The sequence below is a fragment of the Neobacillus sp. NPDC097160 genome, from assembly GCF_044762155.1.
Classification (GTDB): domain Bacteria; phylum Bacillota; class Bacilli; order Bacillales; family Cytobacillaceae; genus Neobacillus.
Map to the genome: position 1 here is coordinate 162,632 of NZ_JBIWDU010000001.1, position 18,764 is coordinate 181,395.

An 18,764-nucleotide genomic window follows, 5' to 3' on the forward strand; every position below is an offset into this window, starting at 1 on the left:
TAAGTAGGTATAAGGAATTATTTAAGTGAAATATCTGTCCTCATTCTTCCGGAAATCACAAAAAAGTGCAGGATTTTGCAAAAAAGTGAAGATAAAGATAGTTAATTTTTTGAATTTTCGTGATAGTCTATTAATGAAAGTGTTTTCAATTTGTGGAAGAGGAGGTAAAAATTATCTGTTATTTTACTAAAATCAAAAAGAGAGGATATGGACAAATGAAAAAAGCAATCAGCCGTCTTATTTTAATTACAGCACTGATTCTATCGAGTTTTACTGTTCCTGCTTATGGACAAGAAGCGGGGAAACCAACTAATACCACAACGGAAAACAAAGTTCAGTATGAGGGGGAGAGGCGGATTAACTTTAATGGGAATTGGCGCTTTCAACGAGAAACAAGTGGCAGTATAGCAGGAGCACAGAATCCTGCCTTTGACGATTCTTCCTGGCGGCAGTTGAATCTGCCTCACGACTGGAGTATTGAGTTAGATTTTAATAAAGCTTCACTTGCGACACATGAGGGAGGCTATTTGGACGGCGGAATCGGCTGGTACCGAAAAACCTTCACCGTGCCTGAATCGATGAAGGGAAAACGGATTTCCATCGATTTTGATGGTGTCTATATGAACAGTACCACCTATTTAAATGGGCAGATGTTAGGTACCTATCCGTTCGGTTATAATGCCTTTTCTTATGATATTACGGATAAACTCTATACAGATGGCCGAGAGAACGTTCTTGTTGTCAAGGTAAATAACACGCAGCCGAGCAGCCGCTGGTATTCTGGGAGCGGGATCTATCGAAATGTGTATCTCACCGTGACCAATCCGATTCATGTGGCGAGATACGGAACGTTTGTCACGACGCCAAATTTGGAAACCACTTTTGCAGCTGGCAGAGCCGATGTCAACATCAAAACGAAGGTCAGCAATGAATCGGGTGAAGCTAGGAACGTGAAGGTGAAGTCGACTATTTATGATGATGCTGGAAAAGCTGTTTCGACAGTGGAGTCGGAGGAAAAAACAGCTGCAGCGGGTGCAACAGCTAATTTTGAAGACAACACGATCATCGAGCAGCCGAAGCTCTGGAGCATCGACAATCCGTACCGATACAAGCTTGTCACTGAAGTCATGGTTGGCGGTCAAACCGTGGATACATATGAAACGCGCTTTGGTGCCAGATATTTCAAGTTTGATGAAAATGAGGGATTCTCGCTAAACGGGAAGTACATGAAGCTGCATGGCGTGTCGATGCACCATGATTTGGGTGCGCTGGGTGCGGCTACGAATGCACGTGCCGTGGAAAGACAAATGCAGATTATGAAGGAAATGGGTGTCAATGCGATCAGGGTCACCCACAATCCGGCATCGCCGGAGCTGCTTGAGGCCGCCAATAACTTAGGTCTATTCATCGTCGAAGAGGCCTTTGACAGCTGGGCACAGTCGAAGAAGACGTATGACTATGGACGGTTTTTCACGACGTGGGCAGAGCACGACATAAAGGAAATGGTCGATCGCGGCAAAAACGAACCGGCGATTATCATGTGGTCGATTGGAAATGAAATTTATGATACGACCAATGCTGCCGGAGTGGAAACGGCGCGTAATTTAGTCCGTTGGGTCAAGGAAATTGATACAACCCGGCCGACAACAATTGGCGAGGATAAAACCCGGGGAGATAAGGTGAATGTCACTCCGATTAATAGTTACATTAAGGAAATTTTTAATATAGTCGATATTGTCGGACTGAACTACAGCGAGAACAATTATGCGGGCTACCACCAGCAGAATCCGAATTGGAAGCTGTATGGATCTGAAACATCTTCAGCGACCCGTTCGCGCGGTGTCTACACCCATCCGTATCAGTATAATCAGAGCACGAAGTATGCAGATCTGCAGCAATCCTCCTATGACAATGATTATGTTGGCTGGGGCCGAACGGCGGAGGATGCCTGGAAATACGATCGAGACTATAAGCATATCGCAGGACAATTTATTTGGACGGGCTTTGATTATGTTGGCGAGCCGACTCCTTATTACAATGCTTATCCGGCAAAAAGCTCGTATTTTGGTGCGGTCGATACGGCCGGTTTTCCGAAGGATATTTTTTACTATTACCAGAGCCAATGGAAAAATGAACCGATGGTGCATCTGCTGCCGCATTGGAACTGGTCTGAGGGAGAAACAGTCCGCGTTCTAGCCTATACGAACGCCTTTAAGGTTGAACTTTTTCTAAATGGCGAATCATTAGGGGAGCGGAGCTATGAGAATAAACAGACTTCATGGGGTGCTCCTTATAAAGAAACAAAAGATGGAAAGACATACCTTGAATGGGCAGTACCATTCAAAGCCGGAAAATTAGAAGCAGTGGCCAAAGACGAGAGCGGCAAGGAAATTGCCCGTGACCAAGTAGTTACCGCAGGGGAGCCAGCCGCTGTCAGATTAACAGCTGATAAAAAGGTGATCACTGCAGACGGTACCGATTTATCGTTTATTACAGCCGAAATCGTTGACAATAAAGGGAATGATGTTCCGAATGCCGATCATCTGATTAAGTTTGACGTATCAGGCCAAGGGGAATTGGCCGGCGTTGACAACGGAAACGCGTCCAGTGTGGAGCGATACAAGGACACCAAGCGCAAGGCTTTTAGCGGAAAAGCGGTAGCGATTATTCAATCAAATAAGCTGGCTGGGGAAATCACCATTAATGCTTCTGTAGCAGGACTTTCCAGCGATACCACGAGCCTATTTACCGTATCGCCTGCAGACCGTGAAAAAAAGACTGTTGTTGGGATGGATGCGGTAAATGTCACCGTCAATGTCAATGAAGCGCCAAAGCTGCCTTCTGAGATGAAGGTATACTATAGTGATGCAACCGCTGATACGAAAAATGTAACATGGGATGCGATTGATCCGAAACGTTACAGCACTATAGGTAAATTTACCGTTGCGGGTAGTGTGGACGGAACTTCGCTTAAGGCCAAAGCTGTCGTGACCGTCAAAGGAATTGTCGCAGTGAAGCCTGTTTCAACGGCTACAAAGGTTGGCGTACGTCCGGTGCTTCCGGAAAAAGTGACGCTTCTCTACAGTGATGAAACGACCATGGATGTGGACGTGACGTGGACAGAGATTGCCGAAGACAAACTCACTAAAGAAGGCCGTTTTGTTGTCGAAGGCAGCGTTGAGGAAACAGACTTGAAGGCACAAGCCTATGTCAGGGCGACAAACGAAAGTAAATCGGTCAATATTATGCTACCGGCGCAAGGCTCGTCTTATCCGGAGCTTGAAGCAACTTTTACCAATCCGGCAGACAATCTTCAGCATTTGAACGATGGAATTAAGAGCTATACCAATAGCCCGGTCAATCGCTGGACGAACTGGACCAGAACGCCGCGTGATGATGGTGACTCGATTACTGTCAATTTTGGCAAGGAACATGTCATCAATAACTTAGATTTGTTTGTTTTTACCGACAGTGGCACGGTGGTTCCGGAAAAGGCAGCGGTGCAATATTGGGACGGAGCGGCTTGGAAAGATGTCGAGAATCTAACCCAGCCATCGCAATATGCCGTCGAGAAAAATGAAATCCGCTTTGACGCAGTCTCAACCGATAAGTTGAAATTCCATTTGACACCATCAGTAAAAGGAAAATTCCTGGCCCTGACAGAGGCAGAGGTGTATGCGGACCAGATTGTGATGAGTCCGACGGCTGAACTAAGCGGCATTACTGTCAATGGGAAGGCGTTAGCAGGTTTTGCTGCTGCTAAAAAGAATTATGAACTTGTATTGCCTTATGGCACTGCCCTTCCTAAAATAGAGGCGGCGGCCGCGGACAATGCCACAGTTACCATTTTGCCGGCATTCTCTTATCCGGGAACCGCTAAACTATTTGTTACATCAGAGGACGGGAAGGTAACTTCAGAAAACAGTATTCAGGTGTCGATGGAAGAACCAAAGCTGATCTCCGCTGAGTTATCCGTGGGTAAGACGAATATTGTCGAGGACGATATGGTTGACCTTAAGGTAAAGGGTCTTTTAGAAAGCAAGGAAATCGTTGACTTAACCGACATCCAGCCAACATATGAATTTGACAAAAATATTATTAGAATTGAAGGCAACAAGCTGTATGCGCTTGAAGCAGGCGAGGTCAAGGTGAAAGCAACGGTGAAGTACAAAGGTGTGACCGTCACGACACCGGAAGTTACTTGTAAAATTGCAAAAAATCCGACTCCAAAAAACATTGAGAGCTTAGAACCGGTCACGGTTATGGTCGAGAAAGGTGAAGCCCCGAAACTACCAGAAACGGTGGTCGCCCATTATAACAGGGGAATCCCACGCGAAGTCAACGTGAAGTGGGACAGAATCAATCCGTCTCTTTATCAAAAATTAGGTGAGTTTACGGTTTCAGGCAATGTGGAAGGGACAAACATTAAAGCGCAGGCAAAGGTTGTTGTGAAGGGTGCCGTTGCGATTGAGGATGTCACAATGGCGGTGTTGCTAAAGCAAGTGCCTGAGCTGCCGGAAGAAGTCACTGTTTTTTACAGTAATGGTACAGAAGAACATGCCGAGGTGAAGTGGGAGGAGATTCCACGGGATGAACTCCGAAATGTCGGCGAGTTTAAGGTTAAGGGTTCTGTCAAGGGCGTTAACCTGAAAGCAACTGCTACCATTAGGGTAACGGATGAAGTTGGCGGTGAGCAGAATATCAGCCGTGCGAAAAATGGCTACGAATATCCGAAGGCAGAGGCTTCGTTCACCAACAATGGGCCAGGATCGAGTGACAGAATTGAAGCAATCAATGATGATGTCATCTCATACGATACTGAGCCGCACAATCGCTGGACGAATTGGCAGCCGAAGCCGCGTGCAGGTGACTGGGTCTCAATTACCTTTGGAGACTATGAACCTACGGAATATGATGTTGATAAAATGGAAATTCACTGGTTCGCAGATTCCGGTACATCATATCCAGCTAGCTTCAAAATCCAGTATAAATCCGGAGATAGCTGGAAGGACGTCACCAACTTAAAAAGTGATCCAGCGTCACCAGAGTTGGGTAAGGCTAACGTATCTACCTTTGATAAAGTGAAAACCTCGGCTATAAGAGTTGAGATGACTGCACAGTCGGGCAAGAGCTTAGCCATCACGGAGATTAAAGTATTCTCCAAGTGGCCTAAGGCAAGTACTGAACCAAAGGTTTCCGATATTAAGATAGGTGGAAAAAGTGTTCTCGATGACTTTGAACAAAAAGGCGACGACTATGACCTAACTATTGATGTGGACGATGCAAAAGACCTGCAGAAAATCAAAGCTAAGGCTGAGGGCAATACAAGCATTACTGTCGTGCCAGTCGTGTCGGCTCCATCAACCGCCAAAATAATCGCCAAATCCGAGGACGGTAAAAAAGTGAAAGTATACTACATTCATTATAAATGAAGCGCAGGCAGAGTTGGATAGAAATCAGTGCATCATGAATAGAGGCAAGTTACCTGAGCCAAGCATCATGCTTGGCTCATTTTCTGTTTTAGAGATGGGGTGGCGAGTAAATTGTGGTAAGTGCAAAAAGATATGTAGGAAGTATAATTACATTTTAAACAATGCCGAAATAGGATAGAAGATTCATGATTAGGAATAACCTAACGTTAATATAATATTGACAAAATTCAGACTATAATTCTATAATTAAGAAAACGTTTTCCGAAAACGTTTTCTTAATTATAAAAATGAGGTTTTGCTATGACGATAACCATTAAGGATATTGCCAGAAAGGCAAATGTTTCTATTACGACAGTCTCTCGTGTGATTAATCAAAAGAGTGAGGGAATTGGAGAGTCAACCCGTAAAAAGGTGCTAGACATTATTGAAGAGCTCGATTATCGGCCTAATACGATTGCAAGAAGTATGATTACGAAACAAACAAACACCATCGGATTAATTATTCCGGATATTAGAAACCCTTTCTTCCCCGAGCTTGTTAGGGGGGTGGAGGATTTGGCCAATCAACATGCCTATAATGTCTTTTTGTGTAATACAGATGGAGATCCGAAAAGAGAATTAGAGTATGTAAGCTTAATGAGGGAAAAAAATGTCGATGGAATCATATTTACCTACTCATGCGCTGAAACCATTCATCAACTAGAAGAAATTGTACGGGAAAGGAATATTCCATTAGTCCTACTGGACCGGGGGGTAGATGACCAAAAGTTTAGTGGTGTTTCGATTCATAACGAAAAAGCGGGTTATCTCGCGACAAAGCATTTACTTGGGCTTGCCCATACTAAAATCGGTTGTATAACAGGTCCGGCACATTATTCAAACTCGAAGGCACGGTTGAGTGGGTATATGAGGGCCCTAGGAGAAGCGGGCATTCCATTCGATCAAGATTTTATTCTAGCTGCTGACTACCAAATGGATGGCGGGTACCGGGCAGCCAAAATCTTACTCTCGAAAAAAGATATTACAGCTATTTTTGCTTTTAACGATTTAATGGCTTTTGGTGTCTATCAGGCAGTAACGGAATTAGGAATGAGAATCCCACATGACCTGTCGGTAGTGGGTTTTGACAATATTAAATATAACCAGCTATTAACCCCAAAGTTAACGACCATTGAGCAATCTGTTTACGAAATGGGCGAAATTTCAGCAAAAATCCTATTTGAACAAATCACTCAAGGAGGTGATGTCAAAAACAAAACGTTGTATCTTGAACCATCACTGATTTTGCGAGAAAGTACCAAAAAACTAGAAAACTAGAAAAAAGGAGAACCGACATGTCCAAACCAATTATTATTGATTGCGATCCTGGAATTGACGATGCATTAGCCATCCTTCTTGCAATTTCATCTGAGGAACTTGATTTAAAACTCATCACTACCTGTGCAGGTAATCAAACTAGTGAAAAGATTACGACAAACGCCTTAAAGCTAGTAAGTTTTGTCGGTGAAGAAATTGAAGTTGCGAGAGGTGCTGTAGGCCCGTTACTTCATGAATTGGTTCTTGCGGAAGTAGCTCACGGCGAATCGGGCTTTGGCGGAGTGGAGTTAGGAGCACCTCATTATTCGGTTAGTAATCGTTCCGCACTTGAAGCCATGAGAGATACTATTCTAAACTCGCCGCAAAAAGTGACCATTGTTGCGATTGGGCCACTTACCAATGTTGCACTATTGATTAAGTCATATCCAGAGGTCATGGGGAATATTGACCAACTATCGATTATGGGTGGGGCATGTAATGGCGGAAATCGTACTCCAGTAGCAGAATTCAATATTTATGTAGACCCGGATGCAGCAAAAATTGTTTTTGACTCAGGTATTCCGATTACGATGTTTGGCTTAGATGTTACGAATAAAATACCGATGTATAAAGAGGATATTGATCGTATTCGCTATATTGGCAATAAAACAGGAAAAGCAGTAGCTAGCATGTTAGATTTTTACTTTAGGGATGGGCGTGCTGATGCCATGCATGACCCATGTGCGGTAGCAAACCTGATTGACCCTTCCTTATTTACTTTTATTCCTTGCAATGTCGAAATTGAGACAAAGGGTGAGTTTACGAGAGGGCAAACCGTAGTCGACAAGAAAGATCGAACAGGAAAGCCGAAAAATGTAAATGTAGCATTTGATGTGGACCGCGAAAGAATTCTTGATTTACTTTACACTGCGATAGAAAAATTGAACTAATCCATCATTAGTCATTCAAATGTACCAACCTGCTCCTATGTTTTTACTTAAAAAACTTAACCCAGGGGGAATTTAATTTATGAAAAAAGGTCTAAAGTACGATTTTACACTGATTGCAATTCTACTTATTCCAATTGGAGTGGCGATTAATGTCGTCATTTCACAGCTTGTTCAAGTATTGCGAATCCCTTTGTATTTAGATGCGATCGGAACGATGTTAGTAGCGATGATTGCCGGACCATGGGTTGGAATGGTAACGGGTGGGCTTACGAATGTCATTAAGTCGATATTTTCGCCAACGGAATTGCCTTTTGCGATTGTTTCGATGGTGATTGGACTTACAGTTGGTTATTTTTCTATCAAAAAAATGTTTACTGGTGTTGGAAAAACCGTCATTGCCGGCGTCATTTTAACCTTTATTGTGATTATTGTTAGTACACCGATTAGTGTCATCCTGTTCGGCGGGTCAACAGGAGACTCCTCCTCTGTTGTAAGAGCAATATTCTTGGCTTCGGGACAAGGAATATGGAAATCTGTCTTTTCATCCAATCTTATTGTTGAGAGTATTGACAAAATATTATCACTATTGATTACGTATGTTATTGTGAAAAAGATGTCTGACCGCTACTTATCCAAACATAATTATGGTCAAAATTTTTTAGATTCCTAGTTTATTATAATGAGAGGGTTTGCCATGAAGGAAAAATCCAACAATCTGCTTCTTGATCTATATCCATCAACAAAATTTTTGATCACGTTATTTATTATTATTTCTGTTTTTATTGTAAAAGGGTATTTGTATGGCTATTTAATGGTGCCGCTTTGCCTGCTAATTGCTTTATATGCAAGAGTTTTTAAAGAGTTTGCAAGCTTGTTGATTAAAACGCTTCTCGTATTGTGTACGTTTATCTTTTTAATACAGAGTTTTTTCTATCCGGGTGATACTATCCTCTGGAGTTGGAGTTTCCTTTCGCTGAGGCAAGAAGGAATTGATTTCAGCTTGCTGCTGACATCAAGAATTGCCGCGATCGGGTCAGCCTTACTGTTGTTTTTCCGCATCACTTCAGTCAAGGATATTGTGTATTCGTTAGAACAGCTTGGTCTTCCATCAAAAGTAACCTATGTCGTCTTATCGACACTGACAATTATCCCTGAAATGAAGAAGCTGTCGATGACGATTATGGATGCACAAAAAACGCGCGGGGTTGAAACTGAGGGCAATTTACGTGTACGGGCAAAAGCCTTTTTGCCAACGTTGACCCCGCTGATTTTAACGTCGGTTGCCAGCACGGAAGAACGGGCGATCACGTTAGAGGCTAGGGCTTTTACAGCACGAGTCAAAAAAACAAGCCTATATAGGATTGAAAAAACGCAAAAAGACACAGTTGTTCGAATCCTACTCGTTATTTTACTACTGGTCATCATTGTCTGGAGGGTGGCTTTATGAGTTTTATTCAACTGAGGAATGTATCCTATAAATACCCGATCGGGAAAGGCGATGTGCTAAAGGATGTCAATGTAGAGATTGAAAAGGGCGGTTTTTACGCGTTGATTGGTGCCAATGGCAGCGGGAAAACCACCTTTTGTAACGTATTACGCGGTTTTGTTCCCCATTTTTATAAAGGGGATTTACGCGGCGAAGTGCTGATTGATGGCAAAGATATTCGTGAGTGGGATATGGGTGAACTGGCACAGAAGATTGGTTTTGTTTTTCAAAATCCCTTTACGCAGATCAGTGGGGTAAAGGAAACCGTTTTTGATGAAATTGCCTTTGGCTTGGAAAACTTAGGCGTAGAGGTTGACGTGATTATCCAGAAGGTCGAGGATGTGATTGACATACTGGGGATTGGTTATTTACGTGATAAAAATCCTCAAGAGCTTTCAGGCGGGCAAAAGCAAAGGGTTGCGTTAGCCTCAATTATCGTCATGGAGCCGGAAATTTTAGTGATTGATGAACCAACGTCGCAATTAGACCCCCGCGGTACGGAAGACATTTTTAAAATTATTGAGCTGATGAAGCTTAAAGGGAAAACGATTATTTTGGCTGAGCACAAAATAGAATTAATTGCTGAAAAAGCGGAAATGATCCTTGTTTTCAAAGATGGTGAAGTGGTCATGCAAGGAACAACTAAAGAAATTCTTACGGATAAACGGGTGCAGGAATATGGTGCAGCACTGCCGCAATATGCGCTGTTAGGTCTTGAAATGGAGAAGCGAAACTGGGATGTTGATCGGATTCCACTGACGGAACAGGAAGCGATCTCAACGGTAAAAGGATTGCTGGCAGCGAAGGGAGGACAAGTATGTCATTCTTAACACTAGATGATGTGACCTATTCTTATCCTAACGGCTATAAAGCAGTAGAAAATGTGAGTATGTCTTTTGGTAAAGGGGAATCTGTTGCAATCGTAGGGCAAAACGGAGCTGGAAAAACGACGACCGTTAAATTAATGAACGGACTATTAAAACCGCAAGTAGGGAATGTCATTATTGATGGGTGGAATACAAAAGACTATACGACCGCGCAAATCTCGCGGAAGGTAGGATACGTGTTTCAAAATCCTGATGATCAAATTTTTCACAGTGATGTGTACAGTGAAATTGAGTTTGCTCCCAAGCGACTCGGCTTGTTGCCCGAAAAAATCAAAGAAAATGTGATGAAAGCAGCTGAGCTGGCGGGGGTTGTCCCTTACCTAAAGGAACACCCCTACAATTTGCCTTTTTCAATGCGGAAATTTGTGACCATCGCCTCCGTACTAGCCATGGATTCAAGTGTTATTATTCTCGATGAACCAACCGCCGGTCAGGATTTACTGGCGATGGAAAGATTAGGATCGATCATACGCACGTTGGTTGCCGAAGGAAAAACCGTGATTACGATTACGCATGATATGGAATTTGTCGTCAATAACTTTGAGCGTGTTATTGTCATGGCCAATCGAAGGAAGATTTCAGAAGGGAATAAACGAGACATCTTTTGGGATTATGATGTGCTAGAAGAAAGCATGCTCAAGCAGCCACATATTAGCCGTGTGAGCCGTTCGCTGCAATTAGGAGAGAAGGTCTTGTCAATCGATGAGATGATGAATCATTTACAACAAGTAAATAATTGGTAGAATGAAGCTTGAGGTGGGTTCTTTGAAGAAAATACTCGTAATTGGGAGTTTGAATATGGATTTAGTTGCCTATGTTCCACATCTCCCGCATCCTGGTGAAACGATTAGTAGTACAAAGTTTCAACAAAATCCTGGAGGGAAAGGGGCAAATCAAGCTGTTGCTGCCGCGAAACTAGGAGGAAATGTCGCCATGATCGGCCGGGTAGGGGTGGATGATCATGGTCAAGTGCTATTAAATAATTTGAAACAAGCCGGTGTCGATATCACAGGAATACGGCAAGAAGGTACAACAGGAATGGCTTTCATTAATGTAAGTAAAGACGGAGAAAATAATATTGTTTTAGTCCCTGGGGCGAATCATCAAGTAACTCGTGCGGATATCGACGCTTCCATCGAACTGATAAAAGAGAGTGAATTTATCATTATGCAGCTGGAGATTCCGCTGGATGTGGTCGAATACGTCTTGGCCATTGCTGCCGAGCATCAGAAGGAAGTTATTTTAAATCCGGCACCCTGTCAACCGTTATCTGACAAGATGCTTCGAATGGTTCATACCTTAATACCGAACGAAACGGAACTGCAACAACTGACAGGGATGCCAACAAGCACCATGGAAGAACTTGTGAAAGCGGCTCTTTTATTAAAATCGTCAGGTGTAGTTCGAATCATCATTACCATGGGAGATAAAGGTTCCTTTTTACTGAATGACGAACTTCAAGTCCATATACCGGCAACAAAAGTGATTCCGGTTGATACGACAGCAGCGGGAGATTCGTATATTGCCTCCTTTGCCGTCGGCATAACAAAAGGCATGAGTGACCAAGAAGCAGCAGAATTTGCCAGCAAAGTCTCCTCCATTGTCGTCACACGAGAAGGCGCACAGCCATCATTGCCAACATTAGAAGAAGTTTGAAGCAAGGGGACGGCTCTCTTGCTTCATTTTTTTATGCTTTTTTCGGGCCGGCAGGGCTTTTAAAGAGCTATCGTCGCACTTTCCTCCAATTATGACCCACTTTCAACGATCTTAGAGGTATCCCTTATTCAAATTTTTATAGTCTAAGAACTGCCCCTTGCTTCAAAAGGTGATAATATCAAAAAAAGTTGTTTGAAAATTTGCGCAAGTATGATAAACTAACATTAGTTTAATATAAAAAACTTGGTTTACTATAATAAACCAATAAAAGGTGCAGTGATGGTTATGAAAGAAAAGTATTGGGTCCCGGCAATCGAGCGGGCAGATAAGGTATTAAAGCAAATTGGTGAATTTCCGAATCAGTTACGTTTGATTGAATTATCCAAACGAGTAGATATAAATAAAAGTTCCCTATTCTCCTTGTTAAATACATTGGAAACATTGAAATGGGTAACCAAGGAGGATGGCGATACATATTCGTTAGGGCCAGCATTAGGTGCGATTGGCTCCGCCTATTTCCGCCAGTTTAATATATTGCAGTCCTTCTATAAAGAAGCCAGCCAATCTGTTGCCAAAATTAATGAGCATATTCAGTTAGGAATTTTAGACGAAGGGGATGTGGTTTATTTAGGAAAAATGGAAGGGGATTCAAGGGTCCGCCTGATCACTGATCCCGGTATGCGTTTTCCCGCATACGCTTCCGCAATTGGGAAAATTCAATTGACGCGATACGCTAAGGCAGAGCTCGAGGAAATGTACCCGAAACAATGGGAGCCAAAAACCCCCTTTACGATTTCAAACATCAACGTTCTCAATGACAATGTGCAACAGGCGAAAAAAGATGGCTACGCGATTGAGAATCAGGAAGCTTCTTTAGGATTCCACTGTGTCGCTGCGCCCGTTTATAATTTTGAAAATAAAATAATCGCTGGGGTTAGTTTTACTATGATGACAACTAGTTGGGAACAGAAAAAAGACTCTGCGAGGGAAGAAATCATCCAACTTGCCAGCCGATTATCCCAGCTTGCAGGCTTTACTGGGGAACAAAAACAAATGATCGAATAACATTTTCAAATAAGGAGTGGAGATTTTATGCAAACGGCTTTTTCCGAAAAAACGTATAAAAACTTTATCAATAACGAATGGATTGAATCCGAATCCGAGCAAACCATCAAAAGCATCAACCCGGCAAATAAAGAAGAAATCGTCGGCTACGTGCAAAATTCCACGAATACAGACTTGGAAAATGCTGTACAAGCGGCAGATAAGGCGAAAAATGCGTGGCGGAAGCTTGGTCAGGCCGCACGGGGTCAGCTTCTATTTAAAGTCGCCAATATCATCGAAGAAAACTTGAATGATATTGCTGAAACATTGACAAGGGAAATGGGAAAAACACTTCCGGAGGCAAAAGGGGAAACCGCCCGTGGGGTGGCGATTCTCCGTTATTATGCAGGGGAAGGGATGAGGAAGGACGGGGACGTCATTCCATCATCGGATAAGGATGCGCTCATGTTTACAAAGCGGACTCCCCTCGGCGTCGTTGGCGTGATCACGCCTTGGAATTTTCCCGTTGCCATTCCGATTTGGAAAATCGCACCGGCTCTCGTATATGGAAATACCGTCGTATTCAAGCCAGCAACAGAAGCAGCCGTAACTGCTGCAAAAATAGTGGATTGCTTTGCAAAAGCAGGACTTCCCGAAGGGGTAGTGAATTTTATTACCGGTTCTGGTTCGGTTATTGGCCAAGCGTTGATTGATCATCCACTTTTAAATGCGATTACCTTTACCGGTTCGGAGGGTGTTGGTGAAGGGGTTGCAAAATCAGCAGCAGCCCGCGGAATTAAATTCCAGCTGGAAATGGGCGGTAAGAACCCCGTCATCGTGACAAAAGATGCGGATCTAGATGCTGCAGTGGAAGCCGTGATCAGCGGGGGATTCCGTTCCACTGGGCAAAAGTGTACAGCATCAAGCCGTGTCATTGTTGAAACTGCCGTTTACGATGCTTTTAAAGAGAAGCTGATTCAAGAAACGGAAAAAATTACGGTGGGCGATGGGTTAAAAGAAGGGATCTGGATGGGGCCATGTGCCAGTGAAAGCCAGTTTACTACCGTCAGAAAGTATATTGAACAGGGACTAGAAGAGGGAGCTTCCTTACTTTACGGAGGAGAGCCATTAACTGGCGGTGAGTTTGATAAAGGATTTTATGTCGCTCCGACGATTTTTGAAAATGTAAAACCTGATATGGCAATTGCGCAGGAAGAAATTTTCGGCCCGGTTATTGCCCTCCTTAAAGCGGCGGATTTAGAAGAAGCGATTAAGCTTGCCAATGATACAAAATATGGATTGAGTGCCTCCATCTTTACGTCGAATATTGGTTCACTGCTTGAGTTTATTGATGAAATCGATGCCGGTCTCGTTCGAATCAACGCTGAAAGTGCAGGAGTTGAGCTTCAGGCACCATTTGGCGGCATGAAAGCATCCAGCACCGGTTCACGTGAACAAGGGGAAGCAGCGAAAGAATTCTTTACCACCATTAAAACCGTGTTTATTAAAGGCTAATCAAAATGGGGGATTTCTATTCTGGAAATCTCCCGGAAGCAACTTTTTGAAAAAATAAGGAAAGAAGGCAGAAAGATGAAAGAATCCAGAGCGTTATTAGAAAAGCTTGGTTACCCGCCTACAGATCTAACTGAGCTTCCGACTTCTACAAAAACTTTCCCGGACGGAGCGCAATACCGGATTGAACTTCCAAGTGTGGAGGGGCCGGTTGCGTTAAAGGAAATGTTAGCTGAAATTGACCACTATGGCTTAACGATTCACCGGGTATCACAGGGAAGCGGAATTATGCTGCAAACAGACGAAGAAATCCTGGAAATGTGCAGGCTGACGGCTGAAAGAGGAATGGAACTCAGTTTGTTTGTCGGCCCGCGCGGCACATGGGATATCAGTGCGCAGCCGTTGACGGAAGGCGGAAAATCGATCGCATTGCGTCACGAAGGGTCCGACCAGCTTGTCTATGCAATGGAGGATCTAAAAAGAGGAGCTAAGTTAGGGCTAAGGGGTGCATTAATTGCAGATGAAGGTCTCCTGATGCTGACGAAGGAAATGAAAAAGTGCGGCCAGCTTCCAGAGGACTTTGTTGTAAAGGTATCTGTGCAAATGGGATCTGCGAACCCGGTTTCTGTGAAGTTAATGCAAGACCTTGGGGCAGGCACGTATAATGTCCCAACAGCGCTTACCCTGTCAAAACTTGCATCCATCCGCCAGGCAATTGACATTCCGATTGATTTATATGTAGAAGTGCCGGATAATTTGGGCGGTTTCCTCCGCTATTATGAAATTCCGGAAATCATTCGGGTATTGGCGCCTGTTTATATTAAATTTGGGCTACGCAATCATCCGGATGTCTACCCTTCTGGGAAGCAATGGGAAAGTACAAATATATCACTAGTCAAAGAACGTGTCCGCCGTGCCGCACTGGGAGTTCAAATGATTGAGCGCTATTATCCGGATGCGAAAACATCCAAATTAGGTGCTGAAGGATTGGGCATTCCAAGGGTTACTACCACGTCTGCAAACCTTTCATGAACGTTTTAAAAGATAGGAGGAACTTGAAATGAAATTCGTCTCGTACCGTTCACAATCCAGCACGCATCTCGGTGTCTTAACCAAAGACGACCAAATTATTAAAATTAGTAGTTTACATGATTTGTACAAGAACCGTATTCCGCTAGACGTTACACTTCCAAATGATATGAAGCGGTTTATTGAACAAAGTGAGACAGCCCTTCCATATGTTGAGGCGCTATTGAATTGTTATGAGAGTGATCATGGAAAAAATGATCTTGCTTCATGCTCCATATCGGATGTTGAGGTAGTGGCTCCGATCGCCCAGCCGGAGAAAATTATATGCGTCGGTTTGAATTATATCGACCATTGTAAGGAAACCAACATGGAGCCGCCATCATCACCGGTTATTTTTTCAAAATATGCCAATGCCATCATTGGTGACAAGGCCGCGATTGAATTACCGATTAACTCCAATCAAGTCGATTTTGAAGCGGAATTGACGATTGTTATTGGGAAAGAAGCGAAATGTGTTTCTGAAGCAGAAGCGGAAGACTATATCTTTGGCTATACGATTATGAATGACGTTAGTGCAAGGGATCTGCAATTTGCCGACAGCCAATGGTCCCGCGGAAAATCGGCTGATACATTTGCGCCAATTGGTCCGGCGATCGTAACGAAAGACGAAGTAGGGGACCCGCATCATCTGGATATTTCTTTAACCCTAAATGAGAAAATCATGCAGCAGTCCAAAACGAGTAATTTAATTTTTCGCATTCCCACTATTGTCTCGTTCTTATCCCAGTCGATGACATTAAAGCCGGGAGATTTAATCGCTACAGGTACTCCACCGGGTGTAGGCATGGGAAGGGATCCGCAGGTTTGGCTGAAAGGAGGAGATACGCTGTCCATTACGATTGAGAACATTGGCACACTATCTAATGATGTTAAAAAACACAATCCTAACAAGAAACAGGATGCAAAGGAAAACGCCCTTCTACCCTCCAAGTAACTTATTTTTAGCAAAAGGTAAGCTAGCACTCTTCTAAGAATTGACGGAATCTTCTTTTAATATTTTGCAACCGATTACATTGGTGGATTATCCGTATAGGTTTTGTTTTACCCTCATTATGAAAAATCACTAGGAGAGTGAAAAGATGAAATTAAAACAGTCAATTGATAAAGTTCCCGGCGGCCTTATGGTTGTCCCGCTATTAGCAGGTGCTTTGTTAAATACGATCGATCAGCTTCATTTGCCTCTTATTATGGACTTCCTAAAAGGTTTGGGTGTCGCCGCTAACGCGGATGGAAACTATGAATTCTTGAAAATAGGCGGCTTTACCCAGGCATTGTTTAAGGATGGGGCTTTAACATTGTGTGCGCTGTTCTTGTTTTGTGCCGGCAGCCAAATGAATCTCCGGGTAGGTGGCAAGGCCCTTAAAAAAGGGGTATTACTAACAACATCAAAATATTTGGCCGGTTTTATTGTCGGGATGGTTTGGGGGATGTTGTCAGATCCGGTGCATGGCTTCCTTGGTTTATCGACAATGGCCATCATTGCCGCGATGACAAATGGGAACGGGGGAATGTTTGCTGCCTTAACAGGACAATACGGAAACCGTTCGGATGTAGGGGCAACAGCCGTCCTTTCCCTTAACGATGGACCGTTTTTCACCTTAATGGCACTGGGGATGATGGGCGCGAACTTCCCGTTAATCGCCTTTGTTGCCGTTCTTCTGCCGATTTTGATTGGTATGATATTAGGAAATCTTGATAATGAGATCCGCACATTTTTAGCAGCCGGAGAGTCTTTGGTCATTCCTTTCTTTGCTTTTGCTTTAGGTGCCGGTATGAACCTGGCAAGTTTCTTTAACCCGGAAGTAGTGGGTGCAGGGATTGTCCTTGCTGTAATGACCGTTATTCTTTCCGGGGGAGCAATGGTACTTACCTTCAAGCTCTTCCGTGAGAAAAGTTTTATTGCACCATGGGCAGAAGCTTCAACTGCCGGAAATGCGGTGGCAACGCCTGCTGCGATTGCTGCAGCCGCCACTGTCGCAGCCGGATCAGGACTAATGACGGCTGCCGAAGCGGAGGTCTATCAAGGTCTTGTGGCTGTAGCATCGGCACAAATCTCGATTGCCACCATTACCACGGCTTTGCTTGTACCAGTTGCCGTTATTTTAGCAGATAAGTATCAAAAGAAACGTGGTATCGATGGAAAAGTAGAGTTCCATGAAACGGGGAAAAAAGCTAGGGGTAATGCGACTGTTGAGGAAAATATCGTTTAATTTTTCCTAATATTCTTAACTTTGTTATGATGATATACAAGTGAAAGGGGAGCTTATGTTGGAGTATTCTTTTGACGGTTACAAAAGAAATGATGGGACGGCAGGAATCCGGAATCACATCGGTGTCATTTGTTCGGTCGTTTGTTCCAGTGTCGTTGCCAGAGAAATTTCCGAGAAGGTACCTGGAGCTGTTCCATTTGTCCACGGTAATGGCTGTGCACAGCTCGGGGATGATTTTAAATTAACGAAAAATATGCTTGCGGGCGTTTCTTCAAACCCAAATCTATATTCAGCCCTTCTTGTCGGACTAGGGTGCGAAACGAACCAAATCAGTGGCTTGCTTGAGAGCATTCCGAAAACAAAACCGGTAAAAGGAATCGGGATTCAGCAGCTGGCCGGAGGAGAAAACACGATCAATAGAGGTGTGGAAATTGCTGAACAATGGTCGAGAGAAGCAGCAAACCAAAAACGGGAGCGCCTGCCGCTTTCCGCACTGACAGTTGGCGTTTTACCGGTAGATTTGGATGAAGATGCATTAAATAGAGTGGCTCCGGTAATAGGCGGGGTTGTTGATAGATTGGTAGAAAGGAAGGCCAACGTTCTGTTCGGACTCTCGCAATCATTAGAACCAGCGGGCTCGGAATTATCCGAACGTTCCGAGAGTGAAAGTGTGAGAAATAGGCTGAAAGGCATTGGCGAGGGATTACAACGGAGACGTTGGAAAGAGGTAAGCAAGGGATCGATGACACATGATGATTTTTCCAAAAAAGAACAAGAACTTGCCAATCTGGAATTGATGATGACAGGTACTCAGTCTATTGCTAGTGTGCTAGGGTATAGTGAAATTCCTTCCGAGAAAGGGCTTCATCTCATAACAGTTCCGAGCAATATCGTTGAGGCCTTATCAAATATGGCATCCAGCGGCTGCAATCTTGTGCTAGTCGTTAGCAGCAGAGGGGTGCTGACAGGATCGCTTGCCCTGCCATGCATGACGATTGCCCCAAAGAATCCAAACGAGGCTTTTGACGAACTCATTGACTATACCGTCACAACAGAAGCTGCTCCTAACCAAGTGGAAGCAGTGATCGCTTCACTCATCGAAATCTGTTCTGGAAAGCTAACAAGCCTTGAAAAATTAGATCTGGGTGAGTTTTCTATACCTCACGTAGGAACGACATTTTAAATGCAGAAGGAGTGAACAA

At 43.7% G+C, this 18,764-nt stretch carries 14 protein-coding genes; all 14 read left to right on the forward strand.

The features are described from left to right. The first annotated feature begins 215 nt into the window (after positions 1-215). The 14 genes from ACIQXV_RS00760 to ACIQXV_RS00825 all read left to right on the forward strand — a co-directional run bounded on the left by ACIQXV_RS00760 (position 216) and on the right by ACIQXV_RS00825 (position 18,745). Positions 216-5,432 (forward strand): Ig-like domain-containing protein, encoded by a 5,217-nt coding sequence (locus ACIQXV_RS00760; RefSeq protein ID WP_402954561.1) that lies wholly within the window; start codon positions 216-218, stop codon positions 5,430-5,432. 300 nt (positions 5,433-5,732) lie between these two features. Beyond that, the gene (locus ACIQXV_RS00765) at positions 5,733-6,749 is read left to right on the forward strand and encodes a LacI family DNA-binding transcriptional regulator (RefSeq protein ID WP_402954564.1); all 1,017 of its coding nucleotides are present in this window, start codon (positions 5,733-5,735) and stop codon (positions 6,747-6,749) included. A 17-nt stretch (positions 6,750-6,766) separates the two neighbouring features. After that, positions 6,767-7,678 (forward strand): nucleoside hydrolase, encoded by a 912-nt coding sequence (locus ACIQXV_RS00770; RefSeq protein WP_402954567.1) that lies wholly within the window; start codon positions 6,767-6,769, stop codon positions 7,676-7,678. 79 nt (positions 7,679-7,757) lie between these two features. Then, positions 7,758-8,348 carry an ECF transporter S component gene (locus ACIQXV_RS00775; protein ID WP_402954570.1) on the forward strand — a complete coding sequence of 197 codons (591 nt, stop codon included), beginning with the start codon at positions 7,758-7,760 and terminating at the stop codon, positions 8,346-8,348. 24 nt (positions 8,349-8,372) lie between these two features. After that, on the forward strand, positions 8,373-9,125 hold the full coding sequence (locus ACIQXV_RS00780) for an energy-coupling factor transporter transmembrane component T (RefSeq protein ID WP_402954573.1): 753 nt from the start codon (positions 8,373-8,375) through the stop codon (positions 9,123-9,125). Next, the gene (locus ACIQXV_RS00785; protein WP_402954576.1) at positions 9,122-9,994 is read left to right on the forward strand and encodes an energy-coupling factor ABC transporter ATP-binding protein; all 873 of its coding nucleotides are present in this window, start codon (positions 9,122-9,124) and stop codon (positions 9,992-9,994) included. Before ACIQXV_RS00780 ends, ACIQXV_RS00785 begins: the two co-directional genes overlap by 4 nt. Then, positions 9,982-10,794: an energy-coupling factor ABC transporter ATP-binding protein gene (locus tag ACIQXV_RS00790; RefSeq protein WP_402954579.1), complete on the forward strand. Its 813-nt coding sequence runs from the start codon at positions 9,982-9,984 to the stop codon at positions 10,792-10,794. Before ACIQXV_RS00785 ends, ACIQXV_RS00790 begins: the two co-directional genes overlap by 13 nt. Position 10,795: 1 nt before the next feature. Then, positions 10,796-11,707 (forward strand): ribokinase, encoded by a 912-nt coding sequence (rbsK, locus tag ACIQXV_RS00795; RefSeq protein ID WP_402954582.1) that lies wholly within the window; start codon positions 10,796-10,798, stop codon positions 11,705-11,707. Positions 11,708-11,992: 285 nt separating this feature from the next. Next, positions 11,993-12,772: an IclR family transcriptional regulator gene (locus ACIQXV_RS00800; protein WP_402954585.1), complete on the forward strand. Its 780-nt coding sequence runs from the start codon at positions 11,993-11,995 to the stop codon at positions 12,770-12,772. A 27-nt stretch (positions 12,773-12,799) separates the two neighbouring features. Then, positions 12,800-14,266: an alpha-ketoglutaric semialdehyde dehydrogenase GucD gene (gene gucD, locus ACIQXV_RS00805; protein ID WP_402954588.1), complete on the forward strand. Its 1,467-nt coding sequence runs from the start codon at positions 12,800-12,802 to the stop codon at positions 14,264-14,266. Positions 14,267-14,341: 75 nt separating this feature from the next. After that, on the forward strand, positions 14,342-15,295 hold the full coding sequence (locus tag ACIQXV_RS00810) for a U32 family peptidase (RefSeq protein ID WP_402954591.1): 954 nt from the start codon (positions 14,342-14,344) through the stop codon (positions 15,293-15,295). A gap of 28 nt (positions 15,296-15,323) precedes the next feature. After that, complete coding sequence (locus ACIQXV_RS00815) at positions 15,324-16,286, forward strand: fumarylacetoacetate hydrolase family protein (protein WP_402954593.1); 963 nt, start codon at positions 15,324-15,326, stop codon at positions 16,284-16,286. A 145-nt stretch (positions 16,287-16,431) separates the two neighbouring features. Next, positions 16,432-17,562: a 2-keto-3-deoxygluconate permease gene (locus ACIQXV_RS00820; RefSeq protein WP_402954596.1), complete on the forward strand. Its 1,131-nt coding sequence runs from the start codon at positions 16,432-16,434 to the stop codon at positions 17,560-17,562. A gap of 55 nt (positions 17,563-17,617) precedes the next feature. Next, positions 17,618-18,745, forward strand: a complete 1,128-nt coding sequence (locus ACIQXV_RS00825; protein WP_402954598.1) for a UxaA family hydrolase — start codon at positions 17,618-17,620, stop codon at positions 18,743-18,745. Positions 18,746-18,764: the final 19 nt, after the last annotated feature.